General features: G+C 72.7%; 15 protein-coding genes. 8 read left to right on the top strand and 7 right to left on the bottom strand.

Annotated elements, in window-relative coordinates:
* Positions 1-87: 87 nt before the first annotated feature.
* Genes ACLJOK_RS23380 through rimP form a run of 3 tightly spaced genes read right to left on the bottom strand, consistent with a single transcriptional unit; the run spans position 88 to position 2,166 of the window.
* Complete coding sequence (locus ACLJOK_RS23380) at positions 88-420, bottom strand: YlxR family protein (protein WP_112624296.1); 333 nt, start codon at positions 418-420, stop codon at positions 88-90.
* Positions 421-436: 16 nt separating this feature from the next.
* On the bottom strand, positions 437-1,480 hold the full coding sequence (gene nusA, locus ACLJOK_RS23375) for a transcription termination factor NusA (protein WP_410820778.1): 1,044 nt from the start codon (positions 1,478-1,480) through the stop codon (positions 437-439).
* Positions 1,477-2,166: a ribosome maturation factor RimP gene (gene rimP, locus ACLJOK_RS23370; RefSeq protein ID WP_410820777.1), complete on the bottom strand. Its 690-nt coding sequence runs from the start codon at positions 2,164-2,166 to the stop codon at positions 1,477-1,479. The genes nusA and rimP overlap by 4 nt, the downstream gene beginning before the upstream one ends.
* Positions 2,167-2,320: 154 nt before the next feature.
* Here rimP and ACLJOK_RS23365 point away from each other — a divergent pair, with 154 nt between their 5' ends.
* From ACLJOK_RS23365 to ACLJOK_RS23335, 7 genes are all read left to right on the top strand, one after another.
* Positions 2,321-2,848: a hypothetical protein gene (locus ACLJOK_RS23365; protein WP_410820776.1), complete on the top strand. Its 528-nt coding sequence runs from the start codon at positions 2,321-2,323 to the stop codon at positions 2,846-2,848.
* Positions 2,845-3,282, top strand: a complete 438-nt coding sequence (locus ACLJOK_RS23360; RefSeq protein WP_410820775.1) for a ferritin-like domain-containing protein — start codon at positions 2,845-2,847, stop codon at positions 3,280-3,282. Before ACLJOK_RS23365 ends, ACLJOK_RS23360 begins: the two co-directional genes overlap by 4 nt.
* Before the next feature lie 53 nt (positions 3,283-3,335).
* Positions 3,336-3,938, top strand: coding sequence for a PadR family transcriptional regulator (locus ACLJOK_RS23355; RefSeq protein WP_410820774.1), 603 nt, complete (start codon positions 3,336-3,338; stop codon positions 3,936-3,938).
* Positions 3,935-4,669 carry an ABC transporter ATP-binding protein gene (locus tag ACLJOK_RS23350; protein ID WP_410820773.1) on the top strand — a complete coding sequence of 245 codons (735 nt, stop codon included), beginning with the start codon at positions 3,935-3,937 and terminating at the stop codon, positions 4,667-4,669. Before ACLJOK_RS23355 ends, ACLJOK_RS23350 begins: the two co-directional genes overlap by 4 nt.
* Complete coding sequence (locus tag ACLJOK_RS23345) at positions 4,666-7,443, top strand: FtsX-like permease family protein (RefSeq protein WP_410820772.1); 2,778 nt, start codon at positions 4,666-4,668, stop codon at positions 7,441-7,443. The genes ACLJOK_RS23350 and ACLJOK_RS23345 overlap by 4 nt, the downstream gene beginning before the upstream one ends.
* Before the next feature lie 75 nt (positions 7,444-7,518).
* Positions 7,519-8,019 (top strand): nitroreductase/quinone reductase family protein, encoded by a 501-nt coding sequence (locus ACLJOK_RS23340; RefSeq protein ID WP_410820771.1) that lies wholly within the window; start codon positions 7,519-7,521, stop codon positions 8,017-8,019.
* 151 nt (positions 8,020-8,170) lie between these two features.
* A complete protein-coding gene (locus tag ACLJOK_RS23335; RefSeq protein WP_410820770.1) occupies positions 8,171-8,899 on the top strand; it encodes a nucleotidyltransferase domain-containing protein in 729 nt (242 codons plus the stop codon).
* Positions 8,900-8,905: 6 nt separating this feature from the next.
* On the opposite strand, the gene ACLJOK_RS23330 is transcribed toward ACLJOK_RS23335, so the two are convergent.
* Both ACLJOK_RS23330 and map read right to left on the bottom strand, forming a co-directional pair.
* Positions 8,906-9,619, bottom strand: coding sequence for a VIT1/CCC1 transporter family protein (locus tag ACLJOK_RS23330; protein WP_410820769.1), 714 nt, complete (start codon positions 9,617-9,619; stop codon positions 8,906-8,908).
* Positions 9,616-10,473 (bottom strand): type I methionyl aminopeptidase, encoded by an 858-nt coding sequence (gene map, locus ACLJOK_RS23325; RefSeq protein ID WP_410820768.1) that lies wholly within the window; start codon positions 10,471-10,473, stop codon positions 9,616-9,618. Before map ends, ACLJOK_RS23330 begins: the two co-directional genes overlap by 4 nt.
* Before the next feature lie 95 nt (positions 10,474-10,568).
* On the opposite strand from map, the gene ACLJOK_RS23320 reads away from it, so the two are divergent.
* Positions 10,569-10,883: an STAS domain-containing protein gene (locus ACLJOK_RS23320; RefSeq protein ID WP_238671738.1), complete on the top strand. Its 315-nt coding sequence runs from the start codon at positions 10,569-10,571 to the stop codon at positions 10,881-10,883.
* A gap of 22 nt (positions 10,884-10,905) precedes the next feature.
* Here the strand turns inward: ACLJOK_RS23320 and ACLJOK_RS23315 are convergent, their stop codons facing one another.
* The gene (locus ACLJOK_RS23315; RefSeq protein ID WP_410820767.1) at positions 10,906-14,565 is read right to left on the bottom strand and encodes a SpoIIE family protein phosphatase; all 3,660 of its coding nucleotides are present in this window, start codon (positions 14,563-14,565) and stop codon (positions 10,906-10,908) included.
* Between the two features lie 193 nt (positions 14,566-14,758).
* Positions 14,759-15,310 carry a pyridoxamine 5'-phosphate oxidase family protein gene (locus ACLJOK_RS23310; RefSeq protein ID WP_410820766.1) on the bottom strand — a complete coding sequence of 184 codons (552 nt, stop codon included), beginning with the start codon at positions 15,308-15,310 and terminating at the stop codon, positions 14,759-14,761.
* Positions 15,311-15,334: the final 24 nt, after the last annotated feature.

Raw genomic sequence — 15,334 nt, 5'->3', positions numbered from 1 at the left:
CCTCACTCCGAGGTCGTGCGGGCAGCACCCGCAGCGACCTCACTCGTGCACTTGAAGCCTGGTCATTTCAGGGACTTCATCGTGTGCTCATGTCGGTCGTCCTACCCTGCTAGCGACCCTCGCCCGGTCGGGCTGACCGGACGTAGTGGTTGGCGCATCGACGTGTTCCGCCAGCGCACCGTGGTCGAGGACCTCGGTGCTGCGCAGCGCACGCCCGAAGGCGCGGCGGCGCACTGCCAGCGCGAAGCAGGCCGGATCCGGGTGCATGTTCGCTCCCCGACCCGGCAGCCTGCGGCGCGGATCAGGCCGGAGGCTGTGACCAGCCTCGTCCCTGACCGCGACGATCCGCAGCAATTCGCTGGCCGGCGCACGTTGCCGGCAACCCACACAGGTGCGCTCCGGCTGCGCGCGTCGTACCACTGGAGGAAGTCTACCCCTAGCTCCCCGAGATCGCGCCGCCCGGCTCCCGCACGTGATCAGTTACCCCACGAGCAGCCGGTGCGGTCTGCTCCGCATCGGAGCGAATGTCGATCCGCCAACCGGTCAATCGGGCCGCGAGTCGGGCATTCTGCCCCTCCCGACCGATCGCGAGCGAGAGCTGGAAGTCGGGAACGGTCACCCGCGCCGCCCGGTTGGCCAGGTCGACCACCTCGACCCGCAGCGCCTTGGCCGGCGACAAAGCGTTACCGACGAAGGTGGCCGGGTCGTCCGACCAGTCGATGATGTCGATCTTCTCACCGTGCAGCTCGCTCATCACGGCACGCACCCGCTGACCCATCGGGCCGATGCAGGCGCCCTTGGCGTTCACCCCGGGCACTGTGGAGCGGACGGCGATCTTCGTGCGATGGCCCGCCTCACGGGCGATCGCGCCGATCTCCACGGTGCCGTCGGCGATCTCCGGCACCTCCAGCGCGAAGAGCTTCTTGACCAGCGCCGGGTGCGACCGGGACAGCGTGATCTGCGGCCCGCGCATGCCCTTGGCCACGTGCACCACGACGCAGCGGACCCGCTCGCCATGCGTGTACCGCTCGCCGGGCACCTGCTCGGACTGCGGCAGCACGCCCTCCAGCTTGCCCAGGTCGACGCTGACGATGCCCTTCTCGGTACGCGTCTCGTGCGCCTGCACCACGCCGGTGACCAGGTCACCCTCGCGGCCGACGTACTCACCGAAGTGCACCTCGTCGGTGGCCTCCCGCAGCCGCTGGAGGATCACCTGCTTGGCGGTCATGGCGGCGATCCGGCCGAAGTCGTGCGGAGTGTCGTCCCACTCCCGCACCAGGCTGCCGTCGGCATCCATTTCCTGCGCGTACACCAGGGCGGCACCCGACCTGCGGTCGATCTCCACACGGGCGTGCGGCTCGGCCCCGTCGGTGTGCCGGTAGGCGGTCAGCAACGCGGTCTCGATCGCCGCGAGAATCGTGTCGAACGGGATCTCCCGCTCGCGCTCGAGTGCGCGCAGCGCCGCGAGGTCGATGTTCACCTCTCCTCGTCCTCCACATCATCTTCGTCGTCGATGTCGTCTGAATCGTCGATCTCGTCGGAATCGTCCGCGTCGGCGAACTCGTCGTCCGGCTCACCGAGCTCGGCGAGCCGGGTGAATTCGACCTGCACGCGGCCGGGGCCCAGCTGGGCGTACGCCCAGGCGGCGCGGCCGCCATCGGTCTCCAGGTGCACGTTCTCGTCATCGGCCGCGACCACCCGGCCGGTCAGCTGACGGTCACCGGCGGGCTGCTCGCCCCGCTGGCCGGGCAGCGCGGCCGCGCCCCGGGCGGTGACCTTGACCAGTCGGCCCACGTTGCGCCGCCAGTGGCGGGGCAGGGTGAGCGGCCGGTCGACGCCGGGCGAGCTGACTTCCAGCTGGTACTCGCCGGCGACGATGTCGCCACCGGTCTCCTCCGCGGCGTCCAGCGCGGCCGAGACCGCGCGGGAGACGTCCGCGACGGCGTCCAGGTCGATCCCGCCGTCGGTGTCCACCATCACCCGCACCACGTGTCGTCGGCCAGCCCGGGAAACCGACAGGTCCTCCAGGTCGTAGCCGGCGTCGTTGACCACCGGCTCGATCACGGCCCGCAGTCGGTCCCGTCGGGCGGCGAGGTCACCGCCGCGGGGGCCCGCAGCACCGCGGGGTCGACCCGTCGGCCTGGTGGCACGGCCACGCTGCGTCATCTCCGCACCCTCTCCCTGGTCGACGGGGCCGGTCGTCCCGCCATGCCGGCACGCCACCGGAGTGGACACGCCGGTGGTTGCGCAGAGCGTAACGCGCCTGCCCGGCGGCGGACCGGGCGGCGCACCGACGCCGGTGCCCCCCGGACCGGCACGGATGGTGTTGACTTGGCCGGTGGGGATCGGCAGAACGACACAGCGCGACCAAGTATCCGGACATTCCCGGCGAAAGCTCCTGAGTGCCGGGGCGCTGCTGGTGCTCGGTGGCGCCGTGACGCCGCTGACCGGCTGTGATCTTTTCGACCGCGACGACCAACCAGCCCCGCCGCCCGACCCGCTGCGGCCGATGGTGGACGAGTCACTCGCGCTGGCCGCCGCGTACCGGGCGAGCGCGACCGCCCATCCCGAGCTCGCCGACCGGCTCAACCCGATCGCCGAGACGCACACAGCGCACGCCACCGAGCTGGCCCGGGTGATCGGTGTGACAGTGCCGTCGGCGGCCTCCGCAGCCCCGACCGCCGCCCCGGCCGCCGATCCGAGCGGCGCGCGCGCCGCTCTGCGGGCGCTGGAGAAGACCGCTCAGCAGTCCGCCACCGCCGCCTGCGCCGCAGCGCCCGCCGAGCGGGCGGCGCTACTCGGGTCGATCGTCGCCGCCCGGGCAACTCACCAGGAGGCACTGAAGTGAGGCAGCCGTCCGCCGGGGAGGCACTCGCCGCCGCCCTGTCCGCCGAGTACGCGGCCATCTACGCCTACGGACGGATCGGTGTCCGGCTCAGCGGGGCGGCACGGGACGCGGCACGCCAGGCCGAGGCCACGCACCGACGTCGGCGTGACGCGCTGGTGGTGCAGCTCACCACGGCCGGTGGCGTCGTCCCACCGGACCGCGCCGGGTACGCCCTGCCGTTCCCGGTCACCGATCGGGCCAGCGCCCTGCGGCTCGCCGCCGAGGTGGAGGAGCGCACGGCTGCGCACTGGCGGGCCGCCCTGGCGTCCACCACCGGCGCCGACCGGGACCAGGCGCTGGCCGCCCTTGTCGAGTACGCGGTGCGGGCCACCCGGTGGCGGAAGACGGCCGGGCAGAGCCCGCTGACTGTCCCGTTTCCCGGTCGACCCACCTGAACCCGGTCCACTCCGGTTGCGGTGCGCATACCAGGTATGCATACTCCGTTGCCATGTCCATCCGTCACGGGTTGCTCGCCCTGCTCGAACGCGGCCAGATGTACGGCTACCAGCTGCGCGCCGCGTTCGAGGAGTCGACCGGCTCGACCTGGCCACTGAACATCGGGCAGGTCTACACCACGCTGTCCCGGCTGGAACGGGACGGTCTGGTGCGCCCGCTGCCGGAGAGCGAGGCCGGGCAGCGCCCGTACGAGATCACTGACGCCGGCCGGGCGGACCTGGCGCTGTGGTTCGCCACCCCGATCAGCCGTAACGACCGACCCCGCGACGAGCTGGCGATCAAGTTGGCGCTGGCGCTGACCACCCCGGGGGTCGACGTGCGGTCGGTGGTGCAGGCCCAACGCAGCGCGACGATGCGGGCCCTTCAGGAGTTGACCCGGTTGAAGTACGGCAGCAACCGGCCGGAGGACCTTCCCTGGCGCCTCGTACTGGACTCGATGGTGTTCCAGGCCGAGGCCGAGGTGCGCTGGCTGGACCACTGCGAGACCAGTCTGGTCCGGCACCAACCCAGCGGCCCGGCGCCTCCCGCTCCCCGAGCCGATGGCCCTGACGTGCGGGACGCGGCTCGATGGGCCGGCGAGGAGGCAAGACGGTGAGCGGATCGGACGACGCGGTGCTGGAGCTACGCGCCGTCCACCGCACCCACGGCGCCGGGCCGGCGGCGGTGCACGCGCTGCGCGGCGTCAGCCTGGTCGTCCGGCCCGGCGAGTTGGTCGCCGTGATGGGGCCGTCCGGCTCCGGCAAATCGACCCTGCTGGCTCTCGCCGGTGGGTTGGACCGTCCGACCGGCGGCGAGGTCCGGGTCGAGGGGCAACCACTGGGGGCACTGGACCGCCGCGGGCTGGCCCAGTTGCGCCGCCGTCGGATCGGCTACATCTTCCAGCAGCTCAACCTGCTGGGCAGTCTGAGCGCACTGGAGAACGTGGCGCTCCCGTTGGAACTCGACGGAACCAGCGGACGTCGGGCCCGCGCACTGGCCATGGCCGCGCTCACCGAGGTGGGCCTACCCGCGATGGGTGACCGTTTCCCGGACCAGCTCTCCGGCGGGCAGCAGCAGCGGGTGGCGATCGCCCGCGCGCTGGTGGGCGAACGCCGGCTGGTCCTCGCCGACGAGCCCACCGGGGCGTTGGACTCCCAGACCGGTGAGGCGGTGCTGCACCTGCTGCGCCGCCGGATCGACGCGGGCGCCGCCGGAGTGCTGGTGACCCACGAGGCGCGGCACGCCGGCTGGGCCGACCGGGTGGTGTTCCTCCGCGACGGCGTGCTGGTCGACACGACGGCACCGCTGGGCAGTGTCGAGCAGCTGCTGTCCGGCAGCGACCGGTGACCAGTCGCCGTCCGACGCGGGCCCCCGGTCGGGCCGACATCGCGACGCCGCGGCCGGTCGCGCCGCCTGCCCCGGTCGGCCGGCGGCGGTTCGCCGAGCTGACCGGCTCCTGGCGGGCCGCGCTGCGGATCGCCCGGCGGGAGTCACGCCGGTCCCGGCGGCGGACCGCACTGGTGCTCGCGATGATCGCCATGCCGGTGGCGGCGCTGGCCTTCCTGGCGGCGAGCTACGACATGGCCGAGCTGACCCCACAGGAACGCGTCGACCGCCGGCTCGGCGTTGCCGACGCGCAGTTGCAGTGGATCGCCAACGCCCCGGTGAGGCAGGACGAGTGGGGTGAGGGCTGGTACACCCGCGATGGGGAACTCCCCGCGAAGGTCACCGCGGCCCAGCTGACCGCACTGCTCGGGCCGGGCAGCCGGGTCACCGAGGTGCGTCCGCACGTCCCGCTGACCCTGCGCGGCCCGCACCGCGACGAGGTAGTGGATGGTCGGGTGCTGGACCTCACCGACCCGCTGGCCCGTGGGCTGGTGCGGTTCCGGGCCGGCCGGGCGCCGCAGCAGCCCGGTGAGGTCGCTGTCAGTCCGAGGGCGCTGCGTCGCCTGGACCTGCGCCTCGGCCACGCCGTGGCCGCCGCCGACGGCAGCAGGGCGTACACAGTGGTGGGGGTGGTCGAGTTTCCCGACGACCTCGGACCGGTGGTGGCGCTGCACCCGGGGGCCGTGCCATCGACCGGTCCGGAGCCGGACGGAGTCTGGCTGGCGGACGTGCCGGGCACCGTCGACGCGGCGCTGGTGTCCCGGCTCAACGACAGTGGGGTGGTGGTCACCGCGCGACACCGGATCGGCGCGGCGACCGGAGCGGACCGGACGTGGCTGGGGTCGATCATGGGGGACAACCCGAACGACCTGAGCACCGGCGTCCTGATCGCCGGCCTCGGGCTGTTGGAGGTCGTCCTGCTGGTCGGGCCGGCCTTCGCCGTCGGCGTCCGTCGCCGCCGACGCGATCTGGCGCTGGTCGCGGTGGCGGGCGGGGACGCCGCCCAGCTTCGCCGGGTCGTGCTGGCCGACGGTGTGGTGCTGGGTGTGCTGGGGGCCGCCGCCGGCCTGCTGGTCGGCGTCGGCGCGGCGTTCGCCGGTCGCCCGCTGATGGAGCAGTACGTCTTCAGCGCCCGTTTCGGCGGCTACCGCTGCTGGCCGGCCGCGCTGGTCCTGCTCGGGGGCGTCGCGGTGCTGGCCGGGGTGCTCGCCGCGCTGGCGCCGGCCTGGACCGCCGCCCGGCAGGACGTCAGCGCCGGGCTCGCCGGACGACGCACCCCAGCGAAATCCCCGGGCCGGTGGTTGGCTCTCGGGCTGGCGCTGGTGGTCGGCGGTGCGGGGCTGGCGGCGTTCGGAGCCACCCGGATTTCCCCCGCGGTGGTACTCACCGGGCTGATCCTCGGCGAGTTGGGCCTGGTCTGCTGCACGCCCACGCTCCTCGGGATGCTCGCCCGCCTCGGCCGGGTGTTGCCGCTGGCCCCACGGATCGCGCTGCGCGATGCCAGCCGCAACCGGGCCGCCGCGGCACCGGCCATCTGCGCCGTGATGGCCGCCGTCGCCAGCAGCGTCGCCCTCGGCGGATACCTGGCCAGTGACGGCGCCCGCGACGCGCGCGCCTACCGGCCGGCGCTGCCGACCGGCCACGTCATGGTCAGCCCGGTCGGATCGGCCGGGCAGCCCACGCTGGCCCAGATCACCGACGCGGCCCGGAATCACCTCGGGGTCGGCGCGGTCGCCCCGGTGCAGACACCGAGCTGCGGGGCGGGGCGCACCGGCTACTGCGACATCGCACCAGTGCTTCCCCTGAACCGGGCCTGCCCCTGGCAGCCCGGCGTTCAACTCCCTGCGGCGCAGCGCGAGCAGGCCCGCGCCGACCCCCGCTGCCAGAACCGCGAGGCGGACTACTTCGGCGGCTACGTGGAACCCGGAGTCGACGACGGGACCGCACTCCCCCTGCTCACCGGCGTAGACCCGGCGACGACCGCCGCCGCCGCGGCCGTGCTGCGCGCCGGTGGCGTGGTGGTGACCGACCCGCGCTACCTGCACGACGGCCTGGTGACCGTCCGGGTCACCGAGGTGGAGGCCGGGCCGGACGCGCCGGTCACCGCCCACGACCTTCCGGGGTACGCGCTGCCGCGGGCGACCGGCCAGTCCCGTCTGCTGCTGTCCGCCGCCGCCGCCCGGCAACTCGGCGTGAGCTGGTCTCAGACCGGCTGGGTGATCGGCACCACGACCCCGCCCGACGAGGAGCAACAGGCACGGTTCGCCGCCGTCCTGCGGCCATTCGGGACGCTCGCGCTGAGCGTGGAGAACGGCGGTGCCCCCCGCGACGTCTCGCCGTTGCTCCTGCTGCTCGCGGCGGCGGCCGGGCTGATCACCGTGGGGGCGGCCGGGATCGCCACCGCGCTCGCCGCCGCCGAGGGACGCGCCGAGCTGACCACCCTCGCGGCCGTCGGCGCGGCCCCAGCGGTACGCCGGCTGCTGGCGATCTGCCAGGCCGGTGTCATCGCCGGTCTCGGCTCGGTGCTGGGCATCGTGGCCGGCCTCGGCACCGCCGCGATCGTGCTGGTCTCGGTGAACCGGCAGTACGCCAGTGACTGGCCGGCATCAGACCCGTACCCCTTTTTGGTGCCGTGGCCCGCGCTCGGGGTTCTGGTGCTGGTGCCGGTGGTGGCGATGCTCGGGGCGGGCCTGTTCACTCGGGCCCGGCTGCCGATCGAACGGCGACTGGACTGACCGATCCGCCGGGCGGCCGAAAGGGGGACCGGGCGGGGGTGCCGCCGGGGCCGGGCAGCCGGCAGACTGATCGGCGTGTCAGTGCTGGGAAGAGTCACCCGTCGGCTCGGTCATCATCGTTGGTTCGGCAAGGCGGCGCGTCTGCTGGTCCCCGCCGATCGGGTGGTCGGTCGCCTCACCCGGGGCCGGGTGGTCGCGCTGGGCCTGATCCCGTCCCTGGTGATCACCACGACCGGCCGCCGTTCCGGTAAGCCCCGCAGCAATCCGCTGGTCTTCGTGCCCGACGGCGACGCGTTCGTGGTGATCGGCTCCAACTGGGGGCAGACCCAGCACCCCGGTTGGGCGATGAACCTGCTCGCCGATCCCGCCGCCGAGGTGGACGTGAAGGGGCGGCGGGTCGCGGTGCGGGCCGAGCGGGCGTCCGGCGCCGAACGGGAGCGGTTGTGGCAGTTGCTGGTCACCGAGTGGCCCGCGTACCGCACGTACGTGCAGCGGGCCGGCGGCCGGGAGATCCACATCTTCCGGCTGGCCCCGACCGGGCGCGGCGCGCCCGAAGCTCCGCCGCCGGCTGGCTAGGCTGACGCTCGGTAGTCAAGGCGAGGTGGTCCCGTGAGCGCGAGGAGTGAGCCGGGGTTGCGAGCCCCGCAGCCGCGAGCAAAGGCGGTCCCGTGAGCGCGAGGAGTGAGCCGGGGTTGCGAGCCCCGCAGCCGCGAACAGAGCTGGTCCGGTGAGTGAGCAGGCCGGCGTCGACCGGGGCGTCGACGATCGACGGTGGACGGTCGCGGAGCAGGTCGCCGGGGCGGTCCGACGGCGGTTCCCGGCCGATGCGCTAGCGATCGCGGTGCACGGGCCTCTGGCGCACGGTGACGACGACGGCGGCGGGGACCGCGAGGCGGGAATGCTGGTGGTCACCTATCGGCCCGGGACGGGCCCGCCGCCGGCGACCCGGCGGGTGGACGGGGTGCTCGTCGACCTGACAGTGGCCGCCGCCGAGGACTACCTGGCCCAGGCCCGGGTGCTCTCCCCGCTCTGGCCGCTGACCGCCGACCGGTACGTCACCACGCAGGCGTTGCACGATCCGACGGGTTGGTTGCGGACGCTGCGCGACGAGCATCTCGGCCGGCTGGCCCGGGCCCGGCCGGCGGAGTTCAGCACGGCGGCCCGGCAGGCGTGGTACCGGGGCAGCGCGGCGCACTCCCGGGCGGCCCGGCTCGCCGAGTGGTACGAGACCGATCAGGCTCTGCTGATGCTCGGTGAGGCCCGGCTGGCGGCGGCCACGGTGACCGGTCTGCTGAGTCGCACCTACTTCCGTGACCCGGGGGACGCGGTGCGGCGCACCGGGTTGGCCGGGGCGGACATGACCGAGGTGGGTGTGGTGCTGGCCCGGCAGGCCGAGGAGTTGGCCGCCCGTGGTCGCGCGGTCGACGGCACGATCGACGAGCTGCTCAGCACCTGAGGCGCGTCACAGCCCGCCCGGTACGCCGATCAGCGAGCCGATCAGGTAGGTGGCGCCGGCCGCTGCGGCGCCCAGCAGCAGCTGGCGCAGCCCACTGGTCCACCAAGGACGGTTGGTGAAGCTGGCCACCACGGCACCGGCGGCGAACAGCCCGAGCCCGCCGACGGCGAGCGCCAGCCACAACTCGGTGGCGCCGAGCAGGTACGGCAGAAGCGGGACCAGCGCGCCGACCGAGAAGAACAGGAACGACGAGATCGCCGCGGCCCACGGGCTGGGCTGGTCGTCGGGGTCGACGCCCAGCTCCTCGCGGACGTGCACCCGCAGCGCCTCCTCCGGGTCGCGCCGCACCGCCTCGGCGACCTGGGTGGCAAGGTCCCGGGGCAGACCCCGGGCCACCCACGCGTCGGCCAACTCCCGGGCCTCCGCCTCGGGGTGCCGTTCCAATTCCCGTCGCTCCTTGGCCACCTCGGCGGCGACCTGCTCGTTGGCGGAGCGCACGCTGGTGTACTCGCCGAGCCCCATGGAGATCGCACCGGCGACGAGGCCGGCGCTGCCGGTGAGCACGATGCTGCGCGGCGACACTCCGCCACCGCCGACGCCGGCGATCAGGGCGATGTTGGTGACGAGGCCGTCCATCGCGCCGAAGACGGCCGGGCGAAGCCAGCCGCCGGAGACGTCCGCGTGGTGCGCCTCGCGCAGCGCCGCTGGGGTGTCGGTCACGGCAGGGTCAGGATCTCGTGGCCGTCGTCGGTCACCACGATGGTGTGCTCGAACTGCGCCGTCCACTTCCGGTCCTTGGTGACCACGGTCCACCCGTCGTCCCACATGTCGTACTGGTAGGTGCCGAGGGTGATCATCGGCTCGATGGTGAACGTCATGCCCGGCTCCATGATGTCGGTGGGGCGCGGGCTGTCGTAGTGCGGCACGTAGAGGCCGCTGTGGAAGGTCTCGCCGATGCCGTGGCCGGTGAAGTCGCGGACCACGCCGTAACCGAACCGCTTGGCGTACGACTCGATGACGCGGCCCACCACGTTGATCTGGCGACCCGGGGCGACGGCGCGGATGCCGCGCATCATCGCCTCGTGGGTCCGCTCGACCAGCAGCCGGGCCTCTTCGCTGACCTCGCCGACGCAGAACGTGGCGTCGGTGTCACCGTGCACTCCACCGATGTACGCGGTCACGTCGACGTTGATGATGTCGCCGTCATGGAGGACCGTGGTGTCCGGGATGCCGTGGCAGATGACCTCGTTGAGGCTGGTGCAGCAGGACTTCGGGAAGCCCTTGTAGCCCAGCGTCGACGGGTACGCGCCGTGGTCGCAGAGGAACTCGTGCACCACCTTGTCGATCTCGTCGGTGGTCACGCCGGGCTTGCAGTGCTCGCCGGCGAGCTGGGTCGCCTGGGCGGCGAGCCGGCTGGCGAGCCGCATCTTCTCGATGGTTTCCGGCGTCTGCACGTGCGAGCCACGCCACTCCTGCGGGCGCGCCTTGCCCACGTACTCCGGTCGGGCGATCTGAGATGGCACCGGTCGCATCGGGGAGAGCGTGCCTGGTGTCAGCGGCGGACGGACGGTCATGCCGCAAGCCTATCGCCGGGGCCGCTGGTGACCCGCGCCACGGCCGCCCGGTGGAGGTTGTTGCCCTGCCAGGGTGGCTGTGCCATGGTGTCAGCGTGGATCAAGGGGGAGCACCGCCCGTCTTCTCCGCCAGCGCCGAGATCGACGGTGACCACCTCCACGTCGTGGTGGCCGGCGAGGTCGACATGGCGACCGCGGACACGATGCTCCAGACGGCGCTGCGTGAGCCCGCCGGGAAGATCACTCTCGACCTGAGTGCTGTCACCTTCTTCGACTCGGCCGCCATCCACGCCCTGGTCCGACTCGCCCAGCAGTTTCCGGGGCGGCTCACCGTTCGTCCGTCCCGGCAGGTCCGTCGGGTGCTGGAAATCTCCGGCCTCGGCGAGCAGGGCTGGCTCGACCCGGCCTAGGGCCGGCGCCCGCCGCGCGCGGTCAGTCCTGCAACTGCCGGCGCAGCGTCACCTCGGTGCCCTGAGCGGTACGCAGTACCGACAGTTCGCCCAGCGCTCTGATCAGGTCCAGGCCCCGGCCCCGGAAGCCGGAGCCGGTCGACTCCCGCCACTGCCCGCTGTCGCGCACAGTGGCCGTCACCGTCCGATCCTCGATGGCCACCTCCACACTGATCATGGCCTCGGCCGGGTGGACCGGGTGCTCGATGGCGTTGGCGGCGGCCTCGGAGACGGCGACGGTCAGGTCGAACAGGTCGGTCTCGCCGACGGAGTGCGCGACCAGGAAGTCCTCCAGCCGCTTCCGCAGCACGCTGAGCCGGGTCGGGTCCGCCGGTAGCCGTAGCGCGAAGCGGTTCAGCTCCGCCGCCTCCAGGGCGAGGACCGCCACGTCGTCGCGGCGTGGCCGTCCGGTGACCCGCTCGACGACCGCGTCGATCAGGTCCACCACGTGCTCGCTCGGGGTGGCCGCGTCAACGCGGAGCTGGGCCAGTGCGGCATCGATGCCCAGCTGACGGTCCTCGATCAGCCCGTCGGTGTAGAGCAGCAGTCGAGTGCCGGCCGGCAACTCGCCCTCGACCGACTCGTACGTCGCTGCGGGGAGGGCGCCGACCGGTGGACCGAGCGCCCGGTCGTGCAGGAACGCCACGTCACCTCCGGTGATCAACAGTGGGGGCGGGTGACCGGCGCTCGCGTACCGCAGCCGACCGGTGCGGGGGTTGAACAGCAGGCAGACCACTGTCGCGAAGGAGTGGCCCTCGGTGGAGCCGACCAGCCGGTTGAGCCGGGTCAGCGACTCACCCGGATCGAAGCCCTCCAGCACGTACGCCCGCAGCGCGTTGCGCAGTTGCCCCATCGCCGCGGCGGCCCGGACGCCCTTGCCGACCACGTCGCCGATGACCAGCACCAGCTCGTCACTGTCCAGCGCGATCGCGTCGTACCAGTCGCCGCCCACCTCGACGTCGGCGCTGCCGGGCAGGTAACGGCTGGCCACCACCGCGCCGGGCAGTTGGGGCAGTGACCGGGGCAGCAGGCTGTGCTGAAGGGTGGTGGCGATGCGGTGTTCGGCCTCGTAGAGCTGGGCGTTCTCCAGTCGCACCCCGACGAGCCTGGCCAGCTGGGTCAGCGCGGCGTCGTCGGCCTGCGCCTCGTCGCCGGCCGCCCGCCAGACCTGCAACTCACCGAGCTGCTTGCCGGTGGTGCCGGTCAGCTCGGCCACAAAGGACGGGTCGGCGGCGGTGGTGCCGCCGGCGTCCGCCTCGAAGCGGGCCTCGGCCGCGGTGACCACCACCCGAGCCGCCTCGGCGAGGCTCAACGCGTGCCGGGCGGCGACCTGGAGCACGTCGGCGGTGGATCGGGCGGTGTTCACCGCCACCGCCGCGTCGGCCAGCGCCCGGAGCCGGCGGATGATCTGCCCCCGCAGCTGGCCCAGCTCGACGTTGGCCCGCACCCGGGCGACCAGCTCCTGCGCGGAGAACGGCTTGGTGAGGTAGTCGTCGGCGCCGACGCCGAGACCGGCGACGGCCTCCGCGGAGCCGGCGCGGGCGGAGAGCAGCACGATCGGCACATGCCGGGTACGCGAGTCCGAGCGCAGCGCGCTCACCAGCCCGAACCCGTCCAGCCGGGGCATCATCACGTCGGTGAGCACCAGGTCGAACCCGCCCTCGCGGGCCAGCGACAGGGCATCGAGCCCGTCGTTCGCTGTGACCACGTCCCAGGTCGGGGAGAGCAGCCGACTGACGTGCTCCTGCAGGTCGGCGTTGTCGTCGACGACCAGGATCCGGCCGGCCGAGGTGCCCTTCGCCGGCTGACGGTCGAGTTCGGGTGTCGCCGCGACACCGGCCCACAGCGCGGTTTCCGCCACGAAGAGCCGGGCCTGCTCGGGCTCACCCACGGGCAGCGGGTCGAACGCCGCCACCCGGTCCGCCGGCAGGTGCGCCGAGCCGAACGGCACGGTCACCGTGAAGGTGCTGCCCACGTCGACCTGGCTGGTCAACCCGACCTCACCGCCGTGCATCTCGACCAGTTCCCGGACCAGCGCGAGGCCGATGCCGGTGCCTTCGTGGGTGCGGGCCCGCGCCCCGGGGACCCGGTGGAATCGTTCGAAGACGTGCGGCAGCTCGTCCGGGACGATGCCGATGCCGGTGTCCGTCACCTCCAGCCGGGCCGCGCCCCCGACGGGCCGGATCCGCACCCGGATCTCGCCGTCGAAGGTGAATTTGACAGCGTTCGACACCAGGTTGAGGACGATCTTCTCCCACATGTCCCGGTCGACGAAGACCGGCGTCGGCAGCGGCGGACAGTCCACCACCAGTCGTAATCCGGCCCGGTCGGTGGCCGAGCGGAAGGTGCTGGCCAGCCGGGCGGTGTAACCGGCGAGGTCGGTGGGCTGGTAGCGGGCGGCGAGCCGACCAGACTCCAGTCGGGAGAAGTCCAGCACGGTGTTGACCAGCTTGAGCAGGCGCAGCGCGTTGCGGTGCATCATGGTGAGCCGGTCGGTCTCGGTGGCGGGCAGCTCCGGGTCGGCCAGCATGTCCTCCAGTGGGCCGAGCACCAGGGTCAGCGGGGTGCGGAACTCGTGGCTGACGTTGGCGAAGAAGTTGGTCTTCGCCCGGTCCAGCGCGGCCAACTCGGCGGCGCGGGCCCGTTCCTGCTCGTACGCCCGCTGGGTGCCGACCGCCCGGGAGATCTGGGCGGCGACCAGTCCGAGGAAGTCGCGGTAGTCGTCGCTGAGCGGCAGCTGACGGGCCACGCCGACGACCAGCGCGCCGACCGTCTGGCTGGTCGCCGTGAGCGGCAGCACGAGCGCCTGGTCGGCGGCGTCGACAGGCAACACGTCGAGCAGAGTGGCCACCTCGATCGTGGCGGGCGCGCCGTCGGCGGTCAGCCGGGCCGACAACTGCGCTGTGACATCGACGGCGGGCGGGGTGGTGCCGGTGCAACCGGCCAGGGTGAGCTGGTCGTTGTCGTCGGCCAGATAGATCAGGGCGAACGGCACGTCCGCCCGGTGCCGGCCGAGCACCCCGGCGGCGGCCCGGCCCAGTTCCGTGGCGCTGCCGATGTCGCTCAGCTCGGCGCCCAACTCGGACAACGCCCGCAGCCGACGCTCGCCGAGCACCCGCCCGGTGGTCTCGCTGACGATGCAGTAAACGCCACTGACCGAGCCGTCGTCACCGCGGATCGGGTCGTACGAGACGTTGAAGTAGGTCTGCTCGACAAAGCCGTAACGGTCCAGCAGGAAGGGATGGTCCTCACCCCGGTAGGAACGGCCGGCGCTCCGGACGTCGTCGAGCAGCGGGCCGAGCACCGCCCAGGTCTCCGCCCAGTTCGAGCGGGCCGGCTGGCCGATCACGTCCGGGTGTTTGCCACCGATGGTCGGCCGGTAGGCGTCGTTGTAGAAGGCCAACTGCTCGTCGCCCCAGAACATGACGATCGGCGCGCTGGAGGCGAGCATCATCCCAACCGCGCTGGAGAGCGCCGGGGGCCACTGACCGGGCTCACCCAGCGGGCCGGAGGACCAGTCGAAGGAGGCCAGCCGCTCGCCCATCTCGCCGCCGGCCGCGAACGCGGCCGCCAGCATCGGTGGGGTCTCGCGGCCGGACAGGGCGGGATGCCCGATGTCCGCGCCCCCCTGGGCCGAGCTCATGCAGCCTCCCACTCCGGCCGTACCCCTCGACCGTTGATCTTCACCCGCCGTGCTCCGACTTGTACCCCAGCGAACGAGCAACGTAACGCATCACGCGCGATGGACGCTGCTTACGTACGCCGGAGCCGTCTGGCACCGGACAGTGCGGGTGGACGGCGGCTTCGAACGGTGGTGGCGGGAACGCTCTGACGAGTCAGAAGACCGGCAGTCCGTCGATGCTTGCCGCGTTCTTGGTGGCCCGGTAGGCGACCAGATCATCGGCACTACGGCGGGAGTGTGAGGTGAGTAACAGATCGCGTTCGGCCCGGAAGTCCATCAGAGGCACCGCGTATCCGCAGGAGTCACTGACCCGCTCCACGTCGACAGTGATGACCGCCCGGACGGCGTGCACGTCCGGTGGTGCGGGAAACTCGGCGAGCCGATCGGCGAAGGCGTCCTCGGTCACCGCGACGCTGCTGCCCCGACCATGCAACCGGACGATCTTCGGCGGGCCGTCGAAGGCACAGAACATCAACGTGATCCGGCCGTTGTCCCGCAGGTGGGCGATGGTCTCCGCCCCACTGCCGTGGTAGTCGAGGTAGGCCACCCGGTGCGGTCCGAGGATCACGAATGTGCCCCGCATGCCCTTCGGTGACACGTTGACGTGCCCCTCGACGCCGGACGGGGCGGTCGCCACGAAGAAGAGCGGCTGGGCCACGATGAAGTCACGCAGTCGACCGTCGATCTCCGGATAAACCTTGCCCATGCGCCGATCCTCCCACCGGTGCCA

The sequence above is a fragment of the Micromonospora sp. 050-3 genome, assembly GCF_046549335.1.
Taxonomy (GTDB): domain Bacteria; phylum Actinomycetota; class Actinomycetes; order Mycobacteriales; family Micromonosporaceae; genus Micromonospora; species Micromonospora trifolii.
This window is presented reverse-complemented; position numbering and strand designations above follow the sequence as displayed.